Consider the following 24444-nt stretch of genomic DNA (forward strand, 5'->3'; position numbering starts at 1 on the left):
TCCTGTGACCATAGTGTGACTGATAGGGAGATATGTTTGAGGGCAATGCCGTCGAGGAGAAGGTTGAGGTTGCTGTGCCGGACATATCCGTGGTCGTGATCGTATTTAACGATGCCGACCGGCTGCCGGCTGCGGTCCAGTCCGTACTGGAGCAGACGCTGCAGAGCGTCGAGGTCGTGATCGTCGACGACTGCAGTTCCGACCGCTCGTTCGAGGTAGCCCAGGAGCTGGCCGCAGCGCACCCCGGGAAGGTCCGCGCCTTCCAGCTCCCGGAGAACAGCGGCGCCGGCGGCGAGCCCCGCAACGTCGGCATCCAGCAGGCCACGGGCCGGTACGTCATGTTCCTCGACAGCGACGACGTCCTGGAGCGCAACGCCTGCAGGAACCTGTTCGAGTCGGCGGAGGAGACCGGGTCCGACATCGTGTCCGGACTGTGCGTCCGACTGCACAAGGACACCCGGAACCAGAAGCGCGACGAGTGGTACTCGTGGATCTACTCGGCCACGCGCACGCTGGAATCCGTCACCGAGTTCCCCGACCTGTTCGTCTGGGACACCCTGTCGACGAACAAGTGCTACCGCCGTGACTTCCTCCTCGAGAACGACCTCCGCTTCCCCAAGGGGATGCTCTACGAGGACCTGATGTTCATCGCCGACGCGTACCTGGCGGCCAAGCGCATCACGCTGATCCCCAACCAGGTCTACTTCTGGCACGTGCACGAGCAGGCCGCTGAGAAGTCGGTGACCAACAGCCGCCACGAGATGGCCAACTACATCCACCGGCTGGAGATCCACCGCCGCATCGACGCGCTGCTGGAACGGCACGGGCTGAGCGACCTCAAGCTCGCCAAGGACGTCAAGTTCCTCAAGCACGACCTGGTGCTGCACCTGCGCGACCTGCCGTTCCGCGACGAGGCCTACCGCCTGGAGTTCGCCAAGCACTCCCAGGAGTACCTCAAGGGCATCTCCCCGGCCGCTTACGAGAAGGTCCTGCCGATCCAGGCCATCTGCGCGTACCTGCTCGGCCAGGGCGACTGGGAGCGCCTGATCCCGGCGGTCGACAGCCTCACGAACCGCGTCAAGATCTCCTCCCCCCTGGCCGAGCACGAGGGCCGGATCTACTGGTGCGACGAGTACCTCGACGACGACTTCGCCCGCAGCGTCCTGGACGTGACCGACCTCGGCTACCACCAGAAGCCGCTCGCCCAGATGTTCCTGCGCAACGAGCTCACCAGCCTCACTGCCGACGGCACCACGATCCGGATGACCGGGCGCATCACCAACCCCCTGGGCGTGATCGCCGCCGGCGCCCGCCTGGAGGGCGAGCTGCTGTTCAGCGCCCGGCGCCGCAGCCTGCAGTCCTTCGCGTTCCCCGTGCAGGTCCTGCGGCACGACGGCGAATCGGTCCACTGGGAAGCGGAGGCGGACCTCACCAAGGACCTGCGCCCCCTGGGGATCATCGACACCGTCTGGGACCTGCGCCTCTCCCTGGACGTGAACGGTGCCCGTACGACGACACGGCTCACCGTGGGCGACGTCGACCTGTCCGCCGGCGTGCTGCCCGTACGCCCCCGGCTGACCCGCATGGTGGCCGATCACCTGGAGCCCCACGCCTCCGCGAAGGGGCACCTCGCCTTCCGCCTCGTCACCGAGAACCAGACGAACGAGCGCGTCCTCGAACTGATCGAGCGCGGCGTGCGGGGCAAGCCCGGAGCCCTGGCCAAGTCGGGGTACCGCAAGGCGAAGTCGGTGCGCAAGACCCTCACTTCCACCGAGACCAAGCTCCGCCTCTACCACGAGGTCTTCAGCCGGCTGCCCATCAAGAAGCGCACGGTCGTCTTCGAGAGCATGATCGGCCGGCAGTACAGCGACAGCCCGCGCGCCATCTACGAGGAGATGCGCCGCCAGGGCCTCGAATTCGAAGCGATCTGGTCCTACCGCGGCAGCCCGAAGGGGTTCCCCAAGGACGCCACCCTGGTGCGCGCCTGGTCGCTGCCCTACCTCAAGGCGCTCGCGCAGGCCGAGTTCTGGGTGGACAACCAGAGCTTCCCGCTCAAGCTGACGAAGCGTCCCGAGACCACCTACATCCAGACCTGGCACGGCTCGGCGCTCAAGCGCATGGGCTTCGACCTGCCCGAGCTCAAGGCCGCCACGCGAGCCCGGCAGGACGCACAGCAGGCCGGCCTGGACCGCTTCGACCGGTTCCTGATCCGGTCCGAGCACGACGTCCAGACCCTGGCCAAGGCCTTCCGCCTGCCGGAGAAGGCCCTGCTGCGGGTGGGCTATCCGCGCAACGACGCGCTGGCGCAGGCCCGTCAGCGCGAGGCCGACGGCGGAGCACGCGAGCGGGGCCCGCTCGCGGCCGAGCTGGGCATCCCCGCCGACAAGAAGGTCCTGCTCTACGCCCCCACCTTCCGCAAGGCGGGAGGCCGGCAGGCCCACTTCGAGCTGCCCTTCGACGTGGAGCGCTTCGCCGACGAGTTCGGTGACCGTTACGTGCTCCTCGTCCGGGCGCACTACCTCAACCACGTGGTCCTGCCACCCACCGTGCGCGGCCGGGTCATCGACGTCTCCGCGCACCACGACGTGACGCCCCTGCTCGACCTCGCCGACGCGATGATCACGGACTACTCCTCCGTGATGTTCGACTACGCGCTGCTCGACCGGCCGATGCTCTTCTTCACGTACGACTACGAGGCGTACGTCCACGAGGACCGCGGCACCTACTTCGACCTGCTGGAGCACGCGCCCGGTCCGGTGTTCAACACCGAGGACGAGTTCCACGAAGCGGTGCGGACCCTGGACGCCCAGGCGTCCGAGTACGCCTCGAAGCGGGAGCAGTTCGGCGCGCGGTTCGGCGAGTACGACCAGGGCAATGCCAGCCAGAGCATCATCGATCAGTTCTTCGCGCACTGGAGGCGTTAATGACCCAGCAGACCGCAGCCACGACCCGGGACATCTTCTTCGTCTCCAACAGCGTGAACGAGCTGGGCGGCATCACCAGCTGGTCCCACCAGATGGCCCGCCTCTTCAGCGGACGGGGCCACCGGGTCCACGTCCTGGGCGTCACCCCGCCGCCCGCGGGGCGCAGCCAGGAACTCGGCGACCACCTGCCCTACCGGACCACCACGCTCTACGACGCGCACCCCCCGAGCCCCAAGGCCCTCCGCGGGCTCAAGGGCAAGCTGAACATCGCCGAGCAGCGCCGGCAGGCCGCCCGCGAAGCCGGCATGCGCGAGCAGGCCGCGAAGCTCACGGAGCTGTTCCGGGCCGCCCGCCCGGGTGCGATCGTCATCGTCACCCAGGTGTGGGCCATGGAATGGGTGGCGCTCGCCGACACCGCCGGGCTCACCGTGATCGGCATGAGCCACGAGTCCTTCGAGACCTGCCGCGCCTCTTCGCGCTTCCAGCGCGTGAAGCGGCTCTACAAGGACGTGGACCGCATGCTCACGCTCACGCGCGAGGACGCGGACCTCTGGATACGCCAGCGGTTCGACAACGTCGGCTTCATGCCCAACCCCCTGCCGTTCTTCCCGGACGAGCCGTCCGGGCGCGAGAACAAGACGGTGGTGAGCATCGGCCGTCTGCACGAGGAGAAGGGGGTCGACCTGCTCCTCGACGCCTGGGCCCAGGTCGCACCGGACCACGCGGACTGGACGCTGCGCATCTACGGCGCGGGCGAGGAGCAGGAGGCGCTGCACAAGCAGAGCGCGGCGCTGGGCATCGAATCCTCCGTGGAGTGGATGGGCCGTACCAGCGACGTCCCGGGGGCGCTGCGCGACGCTTCCGTGTTCGTCCTGAGTTCCCGTGGCGAGGGCTTCCCGCTCGCTCCCATGGAGGCCATGGCCACCGCCGTGCCCTGTGTCGCCTTCGACGTCGCCCCCGGAGTCCGGGAGATCATCACCGACGGCACGGACGGACTGCTCGCGTCCCCCGGCAACACCGCTGAACTGGCCCGCCAGATCGGCAAGTTGCTGGCGGACAAGGAGCTTCGCGACAGCATGGGCGAGGCTGCCCGCGAGAACATCCAGCGCTACTCGACCGACCGGATCGTGAGCCGCTGGGAAGGCCTGTTCGCCCTTCTGGACGAGTAGACCCTCCTGTACGCGACCTGAAGGGGGCCACCGGCACATCGCCGGTGGCCCCCTTCGGCGCTCACGGCCGGCGGTGGCCGTGCCCGTGGCCGGGGTTCAGTCCTGGGACGGGGTCAGCACCACGAAGTCGGCGTTCGACGGGTCGAGGCAGACGGCCAGCCGGCCGACGCCCTCTGCGTCCACGGGCCCCATCTGTACGCTGCCGCCGCGCGCGGCGACCTCGGCGACCGCCGCGTCGCAGTCGGTGACGTGGAAGACCGGGTGCCAGTACGGCCGTCCGCCCGCCACGGCCAGGTCCTCCGCGGAGAGCTCCATCAGGCCGCCCTGCATCCGCCCCTCGGGCAGCCCGGCGGGGGTGATCAGGGTGTACGTGCCCCCGCCGCCCGGCATCTGCATATCGCTGAACTGCCAGCCGAAGACGCCCCCGTAGAACTCCCGGGCGGCCGTGGCGTCGCTCGTGTACAGCTCGGTCCAGGACAGCGAGCCCGGCTGGTCCACGAGGTCGACGCCCTTGTTCTCCCCGGGCTGCCAGACGGCGAACTGGCCCCCCAGCGGGTCGCTGTACTGCGCCATCGTGCCCCACTCGTCGAGCTTGCGCGGCTCCACCCGTACAGTGCCGCCGGCGCCGCGGACGGCGCTGGTCGTGGCCTCGGCGTCGGGGACGCTGTAGTAGATCATCCAGGCCGGGCGGGCGCCCTCCTCGGTGAGCTTGCCCAGCCCGGCGACGATCTTGCCGTCCTTGCGGAACATGCCGCCTTCCATGTCCTGCGCCGGGTCCTCCCCCGCGCCCATGGACTCGTAGTCCCACCCGAGGACGGCGCCGTAGAAGGCCGCGGCGGCGGGGACGTCGGGGACGCCGAGGTCGAGCCAGCAGGGGGAGCCGGTGACGAAGTCAGTGGTGATCATGACGACTGCCTTTCGCGGATCGAGTACGACCAGCGTGGCACCGGACACCTGCCCCCGCCCGTCGGTCCGGCGGGCGGGCGGGGGCGGGCCGGGCGCCGGCGGGGCACGGCCGCTACGGGGCGACCTCCCCGAAGGCGCGGCGGGCGAAGTGGGTCAGCCCGTGCTCCTCGCGCAGTTCCCGGAGGCGCTGGAGGGCCGGGGCTCCGTAGAAGCGCTCCAGCAGGTCCGTGTCGAAATCGTGGGTGCCGTAGAGGTACGGACGGCCCTTGGCCTCCGCGCAGGCCTCCAGCAGCTCCCGCAGGACGCGCCGCGTCTCGGAGATCCCCCGGGAATCGGCGGTTCCGGCTGCCGTGAAGATGCCGATCAGGTACTGCACGGGGGCGTCCACCACGGGTGCGAGGACGAAGGGGGTGGCGGATTCGGGGCGCTTGATCACCAGGAAGTACAGGGCGACCAGGGTCTCGGAGAGCGGATACTCCTCGAGCATCCCCTCCACCTTCTTCGTGAAGAGCTTGAAGCCGTCCTCGTCGAAGATGTGGTCGACCCACATGTTCGCGTGGGAGTCCTCTTCGAGCAGGTGGTGGAGGGCCTTCGCGGTTTCCCCGTGGCTGAACTGCATGTAGTCGGGGACCAGGAACTCCTGCGCCGGATCCGCGGGCGCGGGTGCGTCGTCGGTGAGCGATACGTGCGAGTACCAGGACGCCCGGTCGTACATGCCGAAGAAGCTCGACACCCACGGCTCCTGTACGCCGTTCAGCATGAACTCCGTGAGGTCGGCCAGTCCGGTGTGCTCGACCCTGGCCGCGCGGGTGACGGGCTGGTACGGCACGGTCCTCAGAACCACCTTCTTGATGAACCCCACCTGCCCCAGGCCGCCCAGGGCGTACCGGAACAGCTCGGAGTTCTCCCGCTCGGAACACCGCAGCGAGCGGCCCGTTCCGTCGACGAGCTCGATCTCGTGCACCTGGTCGCTCTGCAGTCCGGAGCGGCAGGAGGCGAGGCCGAATCCTCCGATGGAGAGGTTTCCCCCCACCGTGATGTTCAGGTAGCTGGGGAGGACGGGGTTGGAGCGGCCGTGCCGGTTCAGCCACCTCTCCAGTTCGAGCCAGGTGATCCCGCTCGGGACTTCCACCAGGTGTTCGTCCCCGCCGTCCCCACCGTCCCCACCGTCCCCGCCGTCCCCGCCGTCCCCGACGAAGCGCGGAACGGCATCGGGGCGGTAGTTGTCGATGACGACCCCGGGGGACAGCGTCTGGGTGTTGGTCGAGCGGCCGGCTCCCCGGACGGTCATGTCCCGGCCCGCCTCCGCCGCCTCGCGCATGGCCTCCGCGACGGTTCCGTGCTCGTCCTCCCGCACCACTTTCCCGGGAGGAACGACGGAGGTGCGTCCGAAGTCCCGGCTGAATGTGTCCACCTGGCCCGACCTTTCCACGGCAACAAAGGGAAGGAGCGGTGGACATCCTGTTCCCCCGTGCTAGAGCACGGCTCGGACCGGGGCCGGACAGCACTGCGCCGGGGCCCCACGGGGACCCCGGCGCAGTGGTGAGGTGCGACTAGCTCCAGCTGGCGTGCAGCGGCTTGCCCTCGGCGTAGCCCGCGGCGGACTGGATGCCGACGACGGCCTTCTCCTCGAACTCCGCGAGGGAGGCCGCACCGGCGTAGGTGCAGGAGGAGCGGACGCCCGCGATGATCGAGTCGATCAGGTCCTCGACGCCCGGACGGGCCGGGTCCAGGAACATCCGCGAGGTGGAGATGCCCTCCTCGAAGAGACCCTTGCGGGCGCGGTCGTAGGAGGACTCCTCCGAGGTGCGGTTCTGGACCGCGCGCGCGGAGGCCATGCCGAAGGACTCCTTGTACAGGCGGCCGTCGGCCGACTGCTGCAGGTCGCCCGGGGACTCGTACGTACCGGCGAACCAGGAGCCGATCATGACGTTGGACGCACCGGCGGCCAGCGCCATCGCCACGTCGCGCGGGTGACGGACGCCGCCGTCGGCCCAGACGTGCTTGCCGTGCTTCTTCGCCTCGGCCGCGCACTCCAGCACCGCGGAGAACTGCGGGCGGCCCACGCCGGTCATCATGCGGGTGGTGCACATGGCACCGGGGCCCACACCGACCTTGATGATGTCGGCGCCGGCGTCGATCAGGTCCTTGACGCCCTCGGCGGCGACGATGTTGCCGGCCACGATCGGGACCTGCGGGTCGAGGGCGCGGACGGCCTTGATCGCGCTGATCATCGATTCCTGGTGGCCGTGCGCGGTGTCGATGACGAGCGTGTCCACGCCCGCGTCGAGCAGCTGCTTGGCCTTGGCCACGAAGTCGCCGTTGATGCCGACGGCGGCGGCGATGCGCAGCCTGCCGTTGGCGTCCGTGGCGGGGGTGTACAGGGTCGCGCGCAGCGCGGCCTTGCGGGTGAGGATGCCGACGAGCTTGCCGTCCTTGTCGACGGCGGGGGCCAGCTTGCGGTGGCCGGCGTCGAGCTTGGTGAAGGCCTCGCGGGGGTCGATGTCGGCGTCGATGAGCAGGAGCTCCCTCGACATGACCTCGGAGAGCTGGGTGAAGCGGTCCACGCCGGTCAGGTCGTGGTCGGTGACGACGCCCACCGGGCGGCCGTCGGCGTCGACGACGACGCCGGCGCCGTGCGCGCGCTTGGGCAGCAGCGACAGCGCGTCGGCGACGGTCTGGGTGGGGGCCAGCGTGATCGGGGTGTCGAGCACGAGGTGGCGGGTCTTCACCCAGGAGATCACGTCGATGACGACGTCGATCGGGATGTCCTGCGGGATGACGACGATGCCGCCGCGGCGGGCGACCGTCTCGGCCATGCGGCGGCCGGCGATGGCGGTCATGTTGGCCACGACCAGCGGAATGGTGGTGCCGGTGCCGTCAGGCGCGGAGAGGTCGACGCCCTGCCGGGAACCGACCGCGGAGCGGCTCGGCACCATGAACACATCGTCGTACGTCAGGTCGTACGGCGGCTTCAGGTCATTGAGAAAACGCACGTGCTGAACATCCCAGTCGTTCGGAGGTGACCCCGACAGGGCAGTCGAGGAACGCACGTACTTCATTCTCACACGACCTGGAGTTCACACCGCCCCGGCCGATCGTCCAGGACATTTGGGGCCGGATGGTCGCTTCCTACGGGACCTTGGTCCTCCGGCCGGGTAGGGGCGGGTCCGCCCGGCGATGGACGGGGCCGCCGTTCCGGGCCAGGGGAAGAATCGTTCCTCCGTACCGGACGGCCGTGAACTCGGCGGCGATGGCCAGCGCGGTCTCCTCGGGGGTCCCCCCGCCGAGGTCCAGGCCGATCGGTGAGCGCAGCCGGGCCAGTGCGGCCGCCTCCACGCCCTCCGCCCGCAGCCGCCGCGCCCGGTCCTCGTGGGTGCGCCGCGAGCCCATGGCGCCCACGTACCCGAGCGGCAGCCGCAGCGCGAGGGCCAGCAGGGGGACGTCGAACTTGGCGTCGTGGGTCAGGACGCACACCGTCGTACGGGGATCCAGGCGGCCCGCCTCCCATTCCGCGGCCAGGTGCCGGTGCGGCCAGTCCACGACCACCTCGGCGGCGTCGGGGAACCGGGCGGCCGTGACGAAGACGGGCCGGGCGTCGCAGACCGTGACCCGGTAGCCCAGGAAGGCGCCGATCCGGGTGAGGGCGGCGGCGAAGTCGATGGCCCCGTAGACCAGCAGCCGGGGCGGCTCGGCGGCCGATTCGACCAGCAGGGTCAGGGGCTGCCCGCAGAGCCCGCCCGCGGTGCCCAGGTCGGTGGTGCCGGTGCGGCCGGCCGCGAGCCAGCCCCGGACCCGCTCGGCGGCGGCCCGGTCCAGCTCGGCGCCCCCGCCGAGGCGGCCCTCGTAGGAACCGTCGGCGTGCACGGCGATGGCCCGGCCCACCTGTTCCGGCGGCCCGCAGACCACCCGGGCCAGCGCGGAGCGGGCACCGGCGCAGGCCGCGTCGAGGACGGCGCCGATGACGGGCCGCACCGGGTCGTGCCGGCGTACCGGGGTGATCAGGACGTCGAGGACTCCACCGCAGGTCAGCCCCACCGCGAAGGCGTCGTCGTCGCTGTACCCGAAGCGGTGCACGCCGCCGTGCCCGGAGGCGAGCGCCTCCAGGCACAGCTCGTGCACGGCCGATTCCACGCAGCCGCCGGAGAGGGAGCCGAGCGCGGCGCCCCCGCTGTCGACGGCCAGGGAGGCGCCCGGACCGCGCGGCGCGCTGCCGCTGACGGCGACCACCGTGGCCACGGCGAAGTCCCGTCCGGCGGCGCACCACGCGCGTAGCTCTTCGGCGATGTCGAGCATCAGCGGATGTACTCGCGGCGCGGGCTCTGCCCGGGGATGACCGGTCTCGGCGGCAGGACGGGCGCCGCCGCGGCGTGCGCGGCGGTGACCGTACGGGTGGGGGCGGTGCGTGTGGGGGCGGGGCGGGCCGGGCCGGGGTACGGCTCGGGCTGTGACGGGTGGGGTCCCCGTCCGCGCGCGCCGAGCAGCATCGCGGCGTGGGCGACGCTGGCGAGGGTGGCGTGGTGGTGCCAGCCTCGGAAGGAGCGGCCTTCGAAGTCACGGATTCCGGCGGGTTCGCAGACCTCGGTGAAGTCGAGCGCGACCCGGTCGGTGAGTTTGGCGAGGAGGAACAGCTGCGCGAGCGGCCGGTCGCCGATGTTGGTGATCCAGAACTCCGAGGGCAGCAGGGCCGCCTCGGTCCAGGCCCCGACGAGCAGCAGCGGGGTGGGCGGGGCGGGTACGAGGCGGTCCTCCCCGGGGGTGGCGAAGATGGCGGCCGAGGTGAGCAGGGTGACCGCTCCCTCGGCGCGGCCGTGCCGGGTCCATTCGACGACGCGCCGCTGGGAGCGCAGGGAGTCGATGAGCTCGCGGGCCGGCGCGGTGTGCGGGCCGGGCTTGTGCCGGCCCGCCCCGCCGAAGGAGACGGGCAGGGTGCCGTCCACTTTGAATACGAAGGGGATGTCCTGCATCGCGAACGACTCGATGCACTGCGGCAGTTCGCTGTTGGAGACTTCCATCACCACGGGCCTGCGCTGGAGTTGCCAGGTGGCGGCCATCCGCTGGACCGCGTGTACCGCGTCCTGAGCGGGGGTGAGCGAGCGGGCCGTGTCGGGTATCCCGGCCCGCCGGCGCCGCAGGAGCTCCGCCGTCCAGGGCCCGGGGAGGGTGAGGGTCCATTCGACGGGGAAGCCTGCATCGCTGGAGGTGAGCCAGATGCCGCTGGCCTGCTGACAGTTGGCGGTGCGGCCCAGCTGGGGCACGAACTGCCGCCCCACGCCGACCGACCGGTCGCCGGCCTTCTCGATGACCATGGGCTGCACCACCCAGGCCAGCGGGCGCTGCGCGGTGCGTTCCAGGTGCTGGGCGAGGGAGCGCCGTACGGGGGTCCAGTCCCAGGGCGATTTGCTGATGAACTGCTGCAGGCTCTGCTCGACGGAACTGGCCCCGGTTCCGGCGATGTTACGAATTGTTTTCTTTCCGTTGGTCCGCACCAGGCCGTTCAGGTATACGCGGGCCCAGTTTCGCTGGTCCCGCCGGGGTAACGACTCGAAGAAGAGCGAGATCAGGACGTCGATCAATTCGGAGATTTCCTTCGTGGATTCCTCCGGCAGGACTACGCGAGACATCTGGGCCTCCCCCGCGACCAGCTAGATCCATTAGCCTACTTGACCGTGGAGAACGGCCGTAGGTCCCTGCGGCTACTTCCTGAGGTCGCTGACAGATTCGAGCCGCTCTTCCTCTACCACGAGGGGGATGGGGATCTGGTTCGCCGCATAGTAGAGCGCGATCAGGAAGTGGGCGACGAGGGTGAGCGGAGCGGAGAAGAACGCCAGGGCGACGGTGCAGGGGTAGGCGATTGCACCCAGGCCGAAACGCACCCTGGTGGCTCGGGCGCCGTCCTTGTCCACTTGGTCGTGGAAGAGGTGTCCGACCCGGGTGACGTACCACCAGAAGGCCATGAACGCCAAGGCATAGGCCACGGTGACGAGGCTGTAGAGGACGGCCGCCGCGTTGGCCGATCCCCCTTCTTCCATGAGGTGTTCGGCGAGCACATTGGTGGTGTACGGCACCACCGACACCACCATCAGCACCAGGAGGTTCAGGAACAGCAAAGGGCGGTCGACCCGCTTGATGTGACTGAAGATGGTGTGGTGGTTCACCCACATCACGCCGATGATGAGGAAACTCACCACATAGGCGGCGTAGTGCGGCCACTGTTCCCGCACTCCGTGCCAGAAGTCGGAGCCGGTTTCTTCCGGAACTTTCAATTCCAGGACGAGGATCGTGATGATGACCGCGAATACACCGTCACTGAATGCCTCGACCCGGCCGGTTTCCGTTTCCATGACCTCCCCTTCGCGCTTCTTGCATATATCTACGGCTGTCGTGCATACGGGGAGGGTGCGCATCCCCACCCTCCCCGCACACGCTACCCAGATTTCGAAGGTTAGCTGCCAAATCCCGCTGTCTGCCGCCAGATTCGGCCATCCCGCACCACGAGCGTTCCGAACGCGTGCTCCGGTTCGCCGTTCAGATTCATGATCGCCCGGTAGAAGATGGTGTCGTCGGTCTCGACGTACTCCTGGAGTTCCACGAGGGCCGGCTTCACCGTCAGGTACCCGGTGAACGTCTCGCGCACCGCGTCGATGCCGACGGAGGCGCCCTCGAAGCGCAACAGCACGGCGTCGTCGGTGTAGTTCTTCATGACCGCCTCGATGTCCAGGGCGGCGATCGCGTCCATCTGCCGGACGAACACCGGGTGCAGGGTGGAGATGTCGTACTTGGGCATGTCGACTCCCTTTCAACTCTTCGATGAGGATGGATCGGTGGGATCAGTGGGTACGGCCGGCACGGCGCAGGACGGATCGGTCCCGGACAGCGGCAGCCGCACGGTCATCCGGGTCTCCCCCGGGCGCGAGCGGGCCGTGATCGAACCGTGGTGGCGCTGGGTCACGATGCGGTAGCTGAGGTGCAGACCGAGACCGGTCCCCTTCCCCACGTCCTTGGTCGTGTAGAAGGGTTCGAAGATCCTCGGCAGGGATTCCCGGGGAATGCCCGAGCCGGTGTCGGCGATCTCCACCTCCATGCAGACGCCTTCGACCCGGGCGCGCAGGGTGAGGGTTCCGGCGCCCTCCATCGCGGCCGCCGCGTTGTCGACCAGGTTGGTCCACACCTGGTTCAGCTCGCTCGGGTAGCCCGTCAGTTCGGGCAGGTCCGGTTCGTACGCGCGCACGATCCCGATCCCGGCGAGCTTGGCACGCAGCACGACCAGCGTGTTCTCCAGTCCGTCGGTCACCGCGAAGCGCTGCTCGGGGGCCCGGTCGAGATTGGCGTAATCCCGGGTGGCCGACACCAGCTGCGAGATCCGCGGCCCGGCCGCCCGCAGCTCGGCGGCGAGCGAGCGGATCTCCAGGAGGGCCGCCAGGTGGTCCAGGGCCGCGGGCAGGGCCGGCTCCCCGACCCCCTCCAGCCGCTCCAGCAGCCCGCCCAGGTCCAGGCCGAGGTCGGAGACCCCCGAGCCGAGCAGTCCGGCCCGCTCCGCGCCGGCTTCCTCGGCCCAGTCGGCGATCTGCTCCTCCGCGTCCGCCTGGTCCAGCGGGTCGGTGACCGGCGGCGGCGCCATCTTGTCCAGTTCGCCGGCGAGCTGGTCGAACACGGAGCGCTCGGCGTCCGTGGCGGCCGCGCCCCAGACCTGGGCGGTGCGCGTCAGCTGGTCCAGGGCGGGCGCCAGCTCCTGCGCGGCCCGGGCCACCGCGGCCGCGGGGTTGTTCAGCTCGTGCGCGAGGCCCGCCGCCAGGGTGCCCAGGGCTTCGACGGTGGCCCGTTTGCGGGCCTGGACCTCGGAGGACTTGATGCGCCAGGCCAGCACGGGGATCAGTACGGCGGCCACCCCGTGGCAGCGGGTCAGCATTTCGAAGAACACCGGCTTGGCGTACGCCACCACGGTGGTGGCCGGCCCGCTCGCCGCGGCCGTGGCCACGTACGACCCGTCCGTCAGCAGCGGCAGTTCGCCGGTGAACCGGTGCGCGGCCGACGGCTTGCCGTCGTGTTCCTCGGCGGCCGCGCTCTCCTCCTCGGTGGAGTGACGGGTCAGGACCTCCTCGCGGCCGTCGACGACCTTGGTCACCACCAGGCCTCCGGAGAGCAGGACGTGGAAGCCCGTGGCCTCCTCCCCGTCGCGGAAGAGGACCTCCCCGTCGGCGAGCACCCTGGGTTCGGAGACCGAGACCAGCCAGTCCAGCTGCTCCTCGGTGAGGCCCTCGAAGATCTCCAGCGCGCGCAGGGCGGTACGGAGGGTGGCGGTGCCCGTGGTACCCGGGGTACCCGTCATGTGGTGCTCCCTTCCGTCCTGTTCCGGGCGGCGAGCCGCAGGGTGGCCAGCAGGGCGAGCGCGCACACCGCGGCGACGGTGGCCATGAAGCCGACCGAGGTGCGGTGCAGCCCGTGGATGTTGGTGAGCAGTCCGGCGAGCACCGCCGGCACGCTCATCGCGAGGTACGCGAACACGTAGACGGCGGCGGTCAGTTCGCCCCGGTGTGCCGGCTCGGCCAGTGCGCTCAGCGCACGGAAGGAGCCGAGGAAGGCGGCGCCCCAGCCGGCTCCGAGGACGGCGGTGGCCGCGAGGAACACGGGTGCCGAGCCGAGCCCGAGCGCGAGGAGCACCAGGGCCAGCCCGCCGAGCAGGCCGAGCAGGCCGAGGACGGCGGTGCGCAGGGCCTCGGTGCGGCCCAGCAGGAGCTGGGCGGCGGTGGCGGCGCCGGCCAGGAGGGCCACGGTGGCCCCGCCGACGAGGTAGTTGGTGCTCCGGAGCAGGGAGAGGGCCAGGTGCGGGCCGAGCGAGAGGTAGAAGCCGCCGACCGACCAGACGGCCACGATGGTCAGGATCAGCACGGCGAAGCGGCCGCGGACGGCGGCGGGGATGTGGATCCGGTGCGGGACGATCTTCAGCCGGCTGCCGGCAGGCCCACCGGCCCCACGCGTCCCAGCGCTCCCGCCCGCCCGCCCGGGCGCGCTCTCCGCCATCCGGGCCACGCCGGCCAGGGAGACGGCGAAGGCCCCCACGAGCAGCAGGTAGGTCAGGACGGTCGGAGCGGGCGCGTACTGCACGAGCAGCCCCGCCCCGATGCCGCCGAGGCCGATGCCCACGGTCGGCCCGGCGCTGTTGACCTGGGCGCCGAGCGCGGGCCGGGAGCGCGGGGCGAGCTCCAGCAGGGCGGCGCCCATGGCCCCGGTGGCCAGGCCCACCGCCAGCCCCTGCACGGCGCGGGCGGCGAGCAGCAGGCCGAGCCCCTGCGCCGAGGCGAACAGGCCCATGGAGACGATGGCGAGGACCAGCCCCGCGGCGAGTACGGGCCGCCGGCCGAGGGTGTCGGACAGCGAGCCGAACAGCAGGAGTCCGGCGAGCACGGTGACGGCGTACAGGGCGAAGACCACCGTGATCATGCCGGAGGACAGGCCCCACTCCTGCTGGTAGAGCACGTAGAGGGCGGAGGGGACGGAGGAGGAGAGCATCAGCAGGACCAGGACCGCGCCCACCACCCAGAAGCCGGAGCTTCCCGGTGCGCCTGCGGGGCCGGCGGGGCCTGCGGAGCCGGGAGCTGGGCGCAAGGTGTCCCCCGTGGTGGTCGCGGACGGCACGGTCGGTGCTGTCGTGGGCAACGGTTCCACTGCTTCAACTCCCCCGTCGTGGGCGGTCAGGCGGGTGCCTGCACGGCCCTCGTGAGCGCGCGGGCGGTGAGTACGCCCGCGAGGTGGCCGAGGTACTCGGCCGAGGTGCCGCGCCCCGGGACGAACAGCTCCCGGGGTTCGGCGCGGAAGGCCGCGAGCACGGCCTCCGTCGTGTACGGGCCCCCGCCGAGCCGTTCTTCGACCCCGCGCAGCCGCAGTGCGCGGGCGGTGGCCCCGGTGACCGCGATGCGCGGCCCGTGGGGGGTGATCCGTACGGCGGCGGCGCAGACCGGGTAGCGGGTCGCCCGGTCGGCGGTCTTCTCGAAAGCGGCGGCGCGGCCGGCGGCCGGGACGAGCAGGGCGGTGACGAGGGTGCCCGCCGGGACGCCGGAGGCGGCCAGTTCCTCGGCGGTGAGCGTCGACACCCCGCCCGGCCCGGCCAGTTCGGCCGTGGCTCCGGCGGCCATGGCCGCGACGGGCAGGTCGGTGGCCCGGCCGGTGGCGGCGAGGTTGCCGCCGACCGTGCCGAGGTTGCGGACCTGGGGGTCGCCGTTGGCGCGGGCCGCGGCGGCGATCTCGGGCGCGTCGGCCAGCAGCAGGGGGTCCGCGGCCAGTTCGGCCAGGGTGGTCATCGACCCGACCCGGATCCCGGCGGGGGTCCACTCGATCCCGCGGAGCTCTTCCAGCCGGCGGACGTCGACGAGCAGGGAGGCCCGGTCCTCCCCGGTGCGCAGGCCGGGCAGCAGGCTCTGCCCGCCGGCCAGCACCCGGGCGCCGGGACGGCCGGCCAGCAGGGTCAGGGCCTCATCGAGGCCGACGGGGCGTACGTAGTCGAACTCGGTGAGGATCACCTGAACCTCCTGACGCCGTCACAGAATCGGGTACAGTGCACTACGGAGAGTGCGTAGCGAGAATCAAGCACGTGCAACCCTCCTTTCGTATTGCTGTTACCCGGGCTGGTTTCAACCCGGCTGGCGCTGATCGTGGAAGACCTGACGGGCCGCTGGTCCACCAGGCTGCGTGAGTCAGGAATCCCCCTCCTCCGGGAAGGGGAGGATTCAACGGGCTTCCCCTCTCAGGCGGCGCCAGACCTTCTCGGGGGTGACGGGCATGTCGATGTGCCGGACGCCCAGGTCGGACAGGGCGTCGACGACGGCGTTGACGACGGCCGCGGCGGGCGGCACGGTGGCGATCTCGCCCGCGCCCTTGGCCCCCAGCGGGTTGTGCGGGGAGGGGGTGACCGTCTTGTCGAGGGTGAAGAAAGGTGCGTCGATGGCGCGCGGCAGCGCGTAGTGGTTCAGGTCGCTGCTGACGAGCCGCCCGTCCGGGGCGTACTCGGCGTGCTCCATGAGGGCCTGGCCGAGGCCGTGCAGGATGCTGCCCTCGATCTGCCCGAGCACGATCTTCGGGTTGCCGATGTTGCCCGCGTCGTCGACGGCGGTGTAGGCCACCACCTCGGTCTCGCCGGTCAGTTCGTCGATCTCGACGACCGCGACGTGCGTCCCGAAGGGGTAGTTGAAGTCCGGCGGGTCGAAGTGGGTGGTCTCGTCGAGGGCGGGCTCGATCTCGGGCGGCAGCCCCCAGCCGTACCACATGGCCATCGCCAGCTCGGCGAAGGTCTTGGTGTTCTCCTCGTTGCCCTCTTCGAAGATCTTGCCGTCCGCGTAGACGACCTTGTCCTCGGGGACGCCGAGGAAGACGGCTCCGGCCCTGACCAGCTTGCTCTTGATCTTCCGGGCGGTGAGGGCGATGGCCGGCGCGGCCATGCTGTAGGAGCGCGAGCCGTAAGTGCCCTGCCCGTACGGGGCCTTGAGCGTGTCCCCCTCGTACACCTGGACCGTCGCCGGGTCGATGCCGAGCTCGTCGGCGGCGACCTGCGCGAAGACGGTGCCGTGGCTCTGGCCGGTGGAGGCGGAGCCGACGGTGACGGTGACCTCGCCGGTCGGGTGGACGCGGATGTTCGCGCTCTCCCAAGTGCCGCCGAGCATGCCCTCCTTGGACATCCTGGTGGAGGGGCCGACCCCGCAGATCGCCACGTAGGAGGCGATGCCGACGCCGAGCCGCTTGCCGCGGGCGCGGGCCTCGGTCTTGCGGGCGGGCATGTCGGCGTAGCCCGAGAGCTCGATGGCCCGGTCGAAGTTGAGCTGGTAGTCGCCCGAGTCGTAGGTCCAGCCCAGGCCGTTGTCGTACGGGAACTTCTCCTTCGGCACCAGGTTCTTGCGGCGCACCGCCGCCGGGTCCATGCCGATCTCGGAGGCGTAGCGGTCCACGAGCCGTTCCATCAGGAACGCGGCCTCGGCGCGCCCGCTGCCGCGCTGGGCGCCGAGCGAAACGGTGTTGGTGAAGGCCGCGTAGACCTCGCAGAAGGCCGCGTCGATGTCGTACATGCCGCTGATGGAGCGGCCCATCAGGGCGGTGGCGACGCCGGGGCCGATGGTGGAGGGGTAGGCGCCGAGGTTGGCGTAGCTCGTGCAGCGCACGGCGGTGATCCGGCCGTCGCGGGTGCCGGCCAGGGTGACGTGCTGGCGGTGGTCGCGGCCCTGGACGGTGGAGTTCATCAGCCCGGTGCGGGTGTCGACCCATTTCACGGGCCGGCCGAGCGCCTTGGAGAGCAGCAGGACCAGCGGCATGTCGGGGTACAGGTACCCCTTGGTGCCGAAGCTGCCGCCGACGGTCGGGGCGATGACCCGGAGCTTGTTGAAGGGGATGCCGAGGACCAGGGCGGAGAGCAGGAAGCGGTGGTTGTGCGGGCCCTGGGTGGAGGCGTACAGCGTGTACTCGCCGGTGGCGGCGTTGTAGTCGCCGACCGCGCCGCGCGGCTCGATGGGGCTGTTGATGGTGCGCTGGTTGACCAGGTCCAGCTCGACGGTGACCTCGGCCGCGGCGATGGCCGCGGCGGTGCGGTCCTTGTCCCCGCAGGTCCAGTACGCGTTCAGGTTGCCGGGTACGGCTTCGTGGAGCTGGGGGGCGCCTTCAGCGAGGGCCTCGTCGGCGCGGGTCACCACGGGCAGCGGTTCGTACTCGACGGAGATGGCGGCGAGGGCGGCGGCGGCCTGGCGCGGGGTCTCGGCGACGACCGCGGCGATGGGGTCGCCGACGTGGCGCACGGTGTCGCCGGACAGCACCGGGCGGGAGCCGGGAAGTCCGTAGGGGTGGGGCGGGAAGTGGCTCTCGACCCCGCCGGGTATCCAGATGCAGGGCAGCGGCATGACGTCGGTGAAGTCGGCCGCGGTGGCCACCTTCAGCACGCCGGGCAGCTGCTCGGCGGCCTTGGTGTCGATGGAGAGGATCTTCGCGTGGGCCACGGGGCTGCCGAGGATCGCCATGTGGGCGGTGCCCGGCAGGTCGATGTCACCCACGTACGTGGCCTCGCCGCGCAGCAGCTGCGGATCCTCACGGCAGTCCAGCGGCTGTCCGAGCAGGCCGTTGCCCTGGAGCGGGGTCTCCCCCGTGACTGCGGTCATCTCCCTCACCCCTCCTGTCCGGACGCGGCGGCGGTGGCCGGCTGCGCGGGCGCCTGCTCCACGGGCACCTGCGCGCGGGCCGCGGAGCAGGCGCGCTGCACTCCCCGTACGACGCTGTGATAGCCCGTGCAGCGGCACAGGTTGCCGGTGAGCCACTCGCGGATCTCGGGCTCGGTGGGCGGTTCGCGGTCGGCGGCGGCGTCGACCAGTTCGCCCAGGGCCATGACCATCCCGGGGGTGCAGAAGCCGCACTGGGTTCCGTGCTCCTGGCGCAAGGCCTCCTGGAGGCCGCTCAGTTCACCGCCGGGGGTGGTGACCCCCTCGATGGTGGTCACCGCGGAGCCGGCGGCCGCCGCGGTGAGGATCAGGCAGCTCTTGACGGAGCGGCCGTCGAGCTGGACGACGCAGGTTCCGCACTGTCCGGTGTCGCAGCCGACCTTGGTGCCGGTCAGTCCGAGGCCGTCGCGGAGCCGTTCCACGAGCAGTTCGTTCGGCTGCGCCGTGAACTGCTCGGGTCTTCCGTTGACGTTCAGTGAGAGGTCCATGCCAGCGCCTGCGCTTCCGTGAGCGGCCGGTTGAAGAGGGGCCCGCCGGGCTGCTGGAGAATTCCCCCGGAGTGCAGCGGACCGGTGTCCACGGGAGCGAATCCGAGATCCGTGATGATTCCCGCGACTATTTCTTTGGCTTTCCCGTCGTCGCCCGCCGTGAAATGGGCCAGGCGCGGCCCCGCAGCGGTTCCGGCGACGGCGAGCGTCTCGAAATGCATGGTGTTCAGGGATTTCACGATCCGGGCCCCCGGATACCATTCGGCGACGAGTTCGCTGGAACCCCGCCCGCCGGGATCCCGGGGGGCGCCGGGACCGCTGAACGCGTTGGTGGCGTCCACCAGCACGGTGTCCCGTACGGCCTCCCGCTCCAGCAGCCCCTGGACGCTGTCGAACGGCAGCATCAGTACGAGGACTTCGGCCAGGGCCGCGGCCTCGGCGGGGTGCGCCGCCGAGGCCGCGGGGCCCAGTTCGGCCAGCAGGGCCGTGAGGCTCCGCGGGCCGCGGGCGTTGGCGAGCACGACCTGGTGGTCCGCCGCCACGAGGATCCTGGCCAGGGTCGATCCGATCCGGCCCGTTCCGATGATGCCGATCCGCATGGGGGCTCCTCAGGTGGTCTCAGTCCGGGCGGGGGATGTCAGTCCATTCCGATCCAGACCGACTTGGTCTGGGTGTAGCTCTCCAGGGACTCGGGGCCGCACTCGCGCCCGTAGCCGGAGGCCTTGTAGCCGCCGTAGGGCACGGCGGGGTCGTACTGGTTGTAGCAATTGACCCAGACGGTCCCGGCCTTGATCTGCGAGGCGACCCGGTGGGCGCGCCGCAGGTCCTTGGTGTGGACGCCGGCGGCGAGGCCGTACGCGCTGTCGTTGGCGATGCGCACGGCGTCCTCCTCGGTGTCGAAGGGGATGATCGACAGGACGGGTCCGAAGATCTCCTCCTGGGCGATCCGCATGCCGTTGTCGACGCCGGTGAAGATGGTCGGCAGGAAGTACAGGCCTTCGGAGGAGGCCCCTTCGGGGGTCCAGCCGGTGCCGCCGGTGCGCAGGACGGCGCCTTCCTTCTCGCCGACCTCGATGTACGAGCTGACCTTGTCGAACTGGCCGCGGTGGGCGAGCGGTCCGAAGAGGGTGGCCGGGTCGCGCGGGTCTCCGGGCAGCAGGGCGGCGGCGCGGGCCACGAGCCGTTCGACCATCTCGTCGTGGATCGGGCGGTGCAGCAGCAGCCGGGAGCCGGCGGTGCAGATCTCGCCCTTGTTGTAGTAGATGCCGAAGAAGGCGAGTTCCTCGGCGGCGTCGAGGTCCGCGTCGGCGAAGACGATGTTGGCGGACTTGCCGCCGAGCTCCATCGTCACCTTCTTCAGGGTGCCGGCCGCCTTGCGGATGATCGACTGGCCGACCGAGGTGGAGCCGGTGAAGGCGATCTTGTCGATGCCGGGGTGGCTGGTGAGGGTCTCGCCCAGTTCCACGCCCGGACCGGTGATGACGTTCAGCACTCCGTCCGGGATCTCCGCCTCCTGGAACAGCTCGGCGATCTTCAGGGCGGTGAGCGGGGTGGCGGGCGAGGGCTTGTGGACCACCGTGTTCCCCGCCGCGAGGGCCGGGGCGATCTTCGTCATCGACAGGAGCAGCGGGAAGTTGAAGGGGGTGATCGCGCAGACCACGCCCAGCGGTTCGCGCAGGGTGTACGCGAGCTGCCCGCCGGCCGGGGCCCGGGAGGAGCCGTCCACCCGGGTCACGGCGCCGGCGTAGTAGTGCATGAGCTGGGCGGCCATGGGGGCGTCGACCGTGGAGGAGAAGGCGAACGGCTTGCCCATGTCCACCGTCTCCAGCAGGGCGATCTCCTCCAGGTCGCGCTCGATGAGCTCCCCGACCCGGTTCAGCCGCAGCGCGCGTTCCTGGGCGGACAGTCTGCTCCAGGGACCTTCCTCGTACGCCGTGCGGGCGGCGGCCACGGCCGCGTCCGCGTCGGCTGCGGCGGCCTGGGCCACCGGCACGATCTCCTGGCCGTCCACGGGGCTGATGTCCGGTTCGGTACGGCCGTCCCGGGCCTCGACCCAGGTGCCGCCGATGAACAGTTTCCCGGGGTTGGCCAAGGGCTGGTCGCTGAGCGCGCGCTGGGTCATGGCTGTGGCTGCCTTCCGGTTTCGGGTACTAGGGGCAGGGCGCTACGGCTAGCCCTCTGCGAGCTGACGTAAGAACGTCTCCGCGAGGGCCTTGGAGGAGTAGGGGTTCTGGCCGGTGGTGAGCTTGCGGTCGACCACCACGTGCGAGTCCCAGATCGCGTCGGCCTTCTCGTAGCGGGCGCCGAGCCGGGTGAGTTCGGCCTCCAGGATCAGCGGGAGGCGGCCGGCCATGTTGGTGACGAGCTCCTCGCTGTGCGAGAAGGCGGTCATCCGGTAGCCCGCGAAGGGCCACTGGCCCTCGCCGTCGCGCAGGGCCAGCAGGGCGGTGTGCCCGTGGCAGACGGTGGCCAGCGGCTTGTCCTGGGCGATGGCCCAGCGCAGGATCTGCGCGAGCTCGTCGGACTTGGGCAGGTCGCCGATGGCTCCGTGGCCGCCGCTGATGTAGATGCCGTCGTAGCCGGCGATGTCCTTCTCGCCCAGGGCCTCGAGGGCGATCGGGTTTCTCAGCTGCGGGGTGTCCTCTATGACGCGGCTGTACTCCTGGGCGCTGGCCGTGTCCGTGTCCGCGGAGCCCTGGGGGCGGACCCACTGGAGGAACTGGGGGTCGATGCTCGTCTGGTCGACCGTCGGGGTCCGGCCCGCGATCGTCGCCACGTCGACGGTGTGGCCCGCGTTCTTGAAGAGGGTGTAGGGAACGGCGAATTCCTCGGCCCAGAAACCCGAGGGATGTTGTTCCCCGTCCAGCAGATGAAGCGTGGCCTTGGCCGTCATGACGACGAGAATCTTCATGACTCTCTTCTCCTTCGTCTGGATTCGCTGCCGATTCAACACGCCCTCCGCAAGGGGCGTAAGGGGGAGGCGTCAGGCACGCGATACTTCGTCACGTGCGTCCAACGCCGAGATGATGGTGCGGAATTCACCGACCAGGGGATGGTCGGGATGAGCTTCGGAGAATATGCGTTCCCCGTAGAGCGCGGCCATTTCCGGAACGTAGGGCAGGATTCCGGCCAGGGGCGTGCGGTAGACCTCTTCCGCCCGCCGCCGGGCGGCCGCCCGGTCGATGCCCTCGGGCGCCATGCTCATCACCAGGGTCCGCCGGCAGGCGAGCCGGCCGGTCAGGGCGATGGTCTCCTCGACGCCGAGGAGGTCGATCCGGTCGGCCCTGGCCATGATCAGGAGTACGTCGGCGCTCGCCATCGCGGTGACCGACTCGTTGTTGAGCCCGGCATGGGTGTCGAGCAGCAGGACGTCCAGGGCGTGGTGCACGGCCAGTCGGTCGAAGCCCTCGGGAAGCAGCCCCACGTCGTAGCCGGTGGTCATGAGTTCCCGCAGGGCCGCCGTACCGGTCCGCGCCGGGACGACGTACAGGCTGCGGCCGCAGCCCGTGACCACCTCCTGGGCGGCGGCCTCGATCTCGCACCGGCCGAGCAGGTAGTCGGCGAGCGAGGGGCCGGGGCCGAGCCGGAAGAGCAGGTCCAGGGTGGGCGACTGGATGTCCGTGTCGATCACGCCCACCCGGCGCCCCTCGCCCGCGAGGAGCAGGGCCAGGTTCGCCAGTACCGAGGACTTTCCGGTACCGCCGCGGTACGAGTGCACCACGATGGTCCGGGTCATCAGGCCACGACCTGGCAATCGGCGCCGCCCGCGTGCGGCCCCCGCGCCGCGCGTGGCCGGTGCAGGGCCAGCATGGTGACGTCGTCGTGCTGTTCGGCTGTTCCGGTGTGTTCGCGTACGGCCGTGTCCATCCGTTCGACCACCTCCCTGCCGCTGACCGGGGGGCCGGACAGCAGCTCCAGCATCCGCTCGTCGCCGAGGAAGCTGCCGCTGGGGCAGCGCGCCTCGGGCACTCCGTCCGTGAACACGAAGAGCGTGTCTCCCGGGTTCAACTGGGCGTAGCCGAGCGTGTACACACAGTCCGGGAGCACCCCGACGGCGGGGCCGGTGACCTCCAGGGTGCGCGGCTCGCCGCCGTCCGCGTCCAGCAGCAGCGGCGGGTTGTGGCCGCCGTTGATGTAGACGAGGGATCCGGTGAGCGGGTCGAGCACCCCGAAGAAGAGGGTGGCGAAGTAGCCCTGCCGCAGGTGGTTGCGGGTCAGGTAGCCGTTGGTGGCGGTGACCGCGTTGAGCAGCGGCGTGGCACCGACCACGGGGATGCGCCGGCTGTTGCCGGTGCGGCCGGCGGCCACCAGGTGCTGGAGGCCGCTGTTCTCGGCGGTGTGCCGCAGCAGGGAGCGGATGAGCGCCATGAAGAGCGCGGCTCCGACCCCCTTGTCGCAGACGTCGGCGACGACGAAGGCCAGGCGCCGGCCGCGGGAGAGCTCGAAGACGTCGTAGAAGTCTCCTGCGACCTGCCGGGCGGGCCGGAAGCAGACGTCGATCTCCCAGCCTTCGGGGATCGGCAGTGATTCCGGCAGGAACCCGGCCTGGATCTCGCGACCGATCTCCAACTCCTTCTCGTAGCCCATGAGTTCGGCGCGGGCGTCGGCTTCGCGCAGGGTGCGGCCGAGTCCGGCGCGCTCCGAGCAGCTGTGCAGCCGGGCCCCGACGAGGGCGGGCAGGAAGGGGGGGACGAGGTAGTCGTGCCCGATCCGGACGTGTTCCTCCAGGGCGGCGAACTCCGTCACGGTCCAGACGACCACGATGGGGGCCCCGGCCCAGCGGCGCAGCCGGCGCACGGCGGTCCGTACGGACTCTCCGTCGGCCTGGGCCGGGGCGAGCAGTACGTCCGCTTCGGGCAGCTCCTCCAGTGGGCCGGCCAGCAGTTCGGCCAGCGTGCGCGGGACGAGTTCCGCGCCCATCTCCCCCAGCGCTCCGAGGAGTTCGAGGGGAGGTGGCGGGTACTCGTCGAGGATGATCACGGTCGTGGAGGGCATGGGTCCGTCCCCTCAGCCATCACAGTCAGCGTGCTGATGTTGCGGCCGTCCCTGCGTACGTAGTCGAACTCGTCCACGCTGGTCAGTGCGAGGTGGATGCCGAGTCCGCCGATCCGGCGCCGCTCGGGAGCGGTTTCGGCGTCGGGCGGCAGTCGCCCCCGGACGGGGTCGAAGGCCGGGGCGCGGTCCTCTATGGAGATCTGTACCCGGCCCGGCCCGGAGCGGCCCCGGACGGTGATCCGTCCGTCGCCGCTCCGGTACCCGTGCATCACGATGTTGGTGGCCAGCTCGTCCACGGCCAGCCGGATCCGGTACGAGGCGCCCTTGCCCAGGCCCGCCCGGCCGGCCAGCCGCAGGACGAGCGCGGCGATGTCGCCCAGGGCCCCCAGGGTGGCGGGCACTTCCAGCTCGGCGGACATCCTCGCCGTCCTGACGGCCTCGTCCATCGGGCTCAGTCGTCGGAGAGCACGATGCTGCGGTCGAGACCGGCCGTCCGGATGGTCCGGGACACGGGCTCGATGGCGCCGACCACCTTGATGGTGACGTGCTCCCCCACCTTCTGCTGGGCGAAGACCAGGGAGCGCAGTCCGGCGCTGGCCATGTAGCCGACGCCGGCCATGCGGATCTCGACGGTGCTGGTGCCGTGGCCGGCGGCCTTCTCGATGGTCTGGTGGAAGTCCGGCGCCGTCTTGGCGTCCAGTTCGCCCTCCAGCTCGATCACGGTGGTGTCGCCCTCGATGCTCAGGGACACGGAAAGCGGCATGTCAGGTCTCCT

Annotated in this window: 21 protein-coding genes; 2 read left to right on the forward strand and 19 right to left on the reverse strand. The window is 70.7% G+C overall.

The features are described from left to right. The first annotated feature begins 32 nt into the window (after positions 1–32). On the forward strand, positions 33–2924 hold the full coding sequence (locus tag ACODT5_RS24195) for a bifunctional glycosyltransferase/CDP-glycerol:glycerophosphate glycerophosphotransferase (protein WP_422521379.1): 2892 nt from the start codon (positions 33–35) through the stop codon (positions 2922–2924). Then, positions 2924–4093 carry a glycosyltransferase gene (locus ACODT5_RS24200; RefSeq protein WP_422521380.1) on the forward strand — a complete coding sequence of 390 codons (1170 nt, stop codon included), beginning with the start codon at positions 2924–2926 and terminating at the stop codon, positions 4091–4093. Before ACODT5_RS24195 ends, ACODT5_RS24200 begins: the two co-directional genes overlap by 1 nt. Before the next feature lie 96 nt (positions 4094–4189). Here ACODT5_RS24200 and ACODT5_RS24205 read toward each other — a convergent pair whose 3' ends face one another. The 19 genes from ACODT5_RS24205 to ACODT5_RS24295 form a co-directional block, all read right to left on the reverse strand. Further along, positions 4190–4999 carry a VOC family protein gene (locus ACODT5_RS24205; RefSeq protein ID WP_422521381.1) on the reverse strand — a complete coding sequence of 270 codons (810 nt, stop codon included), beginning with the start codon at positions 4997–4999 and terminating at the stop codon, positions 4190–4192. 112 nt (positions 5000–5111) lie between these two features. Then, positions 5112–6413 (reverse strand): FAD-binding protein, encoded by a 1302-nt coding sequence (locus ACODT5_RS24210; protein WP_422521382.1) that lies wholly within the window; start codon positions 6411–6413, stop codon positions 5112–5114. A gap of 139 nt (positions 6414–6552) precedes the next feature. Then, on the reverse strand, positions 6553–7995 hold the full coding sequence (locus tag ACODT5_RS24215; protein WP_422521383.1) for a GuaB1 family IMP dehydrogenase-related protein: 1443 nt from the start codon (positions 7993–7995) through the stop codon (positions 6553–6555). A gap of 136 nt (positions 7996–8131) precedes the next feature. Then, positions 8132–9295 (reverse strand): XdhC family protein, encoded by a 1164-nt coding sequence (locus ACODT5_RS24220; protein ID WP_422521384.1) that lies wholly within the window; start codon positions 9293–9295, stop codon positions 8132–8134. Further along, positions 9295–10623: an IS701 family transposase gene (locus tag ACODT5_RS24225; RefSeq protein WP_422521385.1), complete on the reverse strand. Its 1329-nt coding sequence runs from the start codon at positions 10621–10623 to the stop codon at positions 9295–9297. The genes ACODT5_RS24220 and ACODT5_RS24225 overlap by 1 nt, the downstream gene beginning before the upstream one ends. Positions 10624–10695: 72 nt before the next feature. Next, on the reverse strand, positions 10696–11343 hold the full coding sequence (locus ACODT5_RS24230; RefSeq protein ID WP_422521386.1) for a TMEM175 family protein: 648 nt from the start codon (positions 11341–11343) through the stop codon (positions 10696–10698). 101 nt (positions 11344–11444) lie between these two features. Further along, positions 11445–11786, reverse strand: coding sequence for a nuclear transport factor 2 family protein (locus ACODT5_RS24235; RefSeq protein ID WP_422521387.1), 342 nt, complete (start codon positions 11784–11786; stop codon positions 11445–11447). 12 nt (positions 11787–11798) lie between these two features. Beyond that, positions 11799–13328: an ATP-binding protein gene (locus ACODT5_RS24240; RefSeq protein ID WP_422521388.1), complete on the reverse strand. Its 1530-nt coding sequence runs from the start codon at positions 13326–13328 to the stop codon at positions 11799–11801. After that, complete coding sequence (locus tag ACODT5_RS24245) at positions 13325–14656, reverse strand: MFS transporter (protein ID WP_422521389.1); 1332 nt, start codon at positions 14654–14656, stop codon at positions 13325–13327. Before ACODT5_RS24245 ends, ACODT5_RS24240 begins: the two co-directional genes overlap by 4 nt. Before the next feature lie 35 nt (positions 14657–14691). Beyond that, positions 14692–15516 carry an FAD binding domain-containing protein gene (locus tag ACODT5_RS24250; protein WP_422521390.1) on the reverse strand — a complete coding sequence of 275 codons (825 nt, stop codon included), beginning with the start codon at positions 15514–15516 and terminating at the stop codon, positions 14692–14694. 207 nt (positions 15517–15723) lie between these two features. Continuing rightward, positions 15724–18129: a xanthine dehydrogenase family protein molybdopterin-binding subunit gene (locus ACODT5_RS24255; protein ID WP_422521391.1), complete on the reverse strand. Its 2406-nt coding sequence runs from the start codon at positions 18127–18129 to the stop codon at positions 15724–15726. A 5-nt stretch (positions 18130–18134) separates the two neighbouring features. Continuing rightward, positions 18135–18674 carry a (2Fe-2S)-binding protein gene (locus tag ACODT5_RS24260; RefSeq protein WP_422521392.1) on the reverse strand — a complete coding sequence of 180 codons (540 nt, stop codon included), beginning with the start codon at positions 18672–18674 and terminating at the stop codon, positions 18135–18137. After that, the gene (locus ACODT5_RS24265) at positions 18659–19273 is read right to left on the reverse strand and encodes an NADPH-dependent F420 reductase (RefSeq protein ID WP_422521393.1); all 615 of its coding nucleotides are present in this window, start codon (positions 19271–19273) and stop codon (positions 18659–18661) included. The genes ACODT5_RS24260 and ACODT5_RS24265 overlap by 16 nt, the downstream gene beginning before the upstream one ends. Before the next feature lie 38 nt (positions 19274–19311). Further along, positions 19312–20796, reverse strand: a complete 1485-nt coding sequence (locus ACODT5_RS24270) for an aldehyde dehydrogenase family protein (protein ID WP_422521394.1) — start codon at positions 20794–20796, stop codon at positions 19312–19314. Between the two features lie 48 nt (positions 20797–20844). Then, the gene (locus ACODT5_RS24275; protein ID WP_422521395.1) at positions 20845–21585 is read right to left on the reverse strand and encodes a type 1 glutamine amidotransferase domain-containing protein; all 741 of its coding nucleotides are present in this window, start codon (positions 21583–21585) and stop codon (positions 20845–20847) included. A gap of 72 nt (positions 21586–21657) precedes the next feature. Next, positions 21658–22410: a MinD/ParA family ATP-binding protein gene (locus ACODT5_RS24280; protein ID WP_422521396.1), complete on the reverse strand. Its 753-nt coding sequence runs from the start codon at positions 22408–22410 to the stop codon at positions 21658–21660. After that, the gene (locus tag ACODT5_RS24285) at positions 22410–23669 is read right to left on the reverse strand and encodes a PP2C family protein-serine/threonine phosphatase (protein WP_422521397.1); all 1260 of its coding nucleotides are present in this window, start codon (positions 23667–23669) and stop codon (positions 22410–22412) included. The genes ACODT5_RS24280 and ACODT5_RS24285 overlap by 1 nt, the downstream gene beginning before the upstream one ends. Further along, positions 23651–24088 (reverse strand): ATP-binding protein, encoded by a 438-nt coding sequence (locus ACODT5_RS24290; protein WP_422521398.1) that lies wholly within the window; start codon positions 24086–24088, stop codon positions 23651–23653. Before ACODT5_RS24290 ends, ACODT5_RS24285 begins: the two co-directional genes overlap by 19 nt. A 32-nt stretch (positions 24089–24120) precedes the next feature. Further along, complete coding sequence (locus ACODT5_RS24295) at positions 24121–24432, reverse strand: STAS domain-containing protein (protein ID WP_250741370.1); 312 nt, start codon at positions 24430–24432, stop codon at positions 24121–24123. Positions 24433–24444 lie beyond the last annotated feature (12 nt).

The organism is Streptomyces tatrensis (assembly GCF_049310065.1).
In the GTDB taxonomy this organism is placed as follows: Bacteria; Actinomycetota; Actinomycetes; order Streptomycetales; family Streptomycetaceae; genus Streptomyces.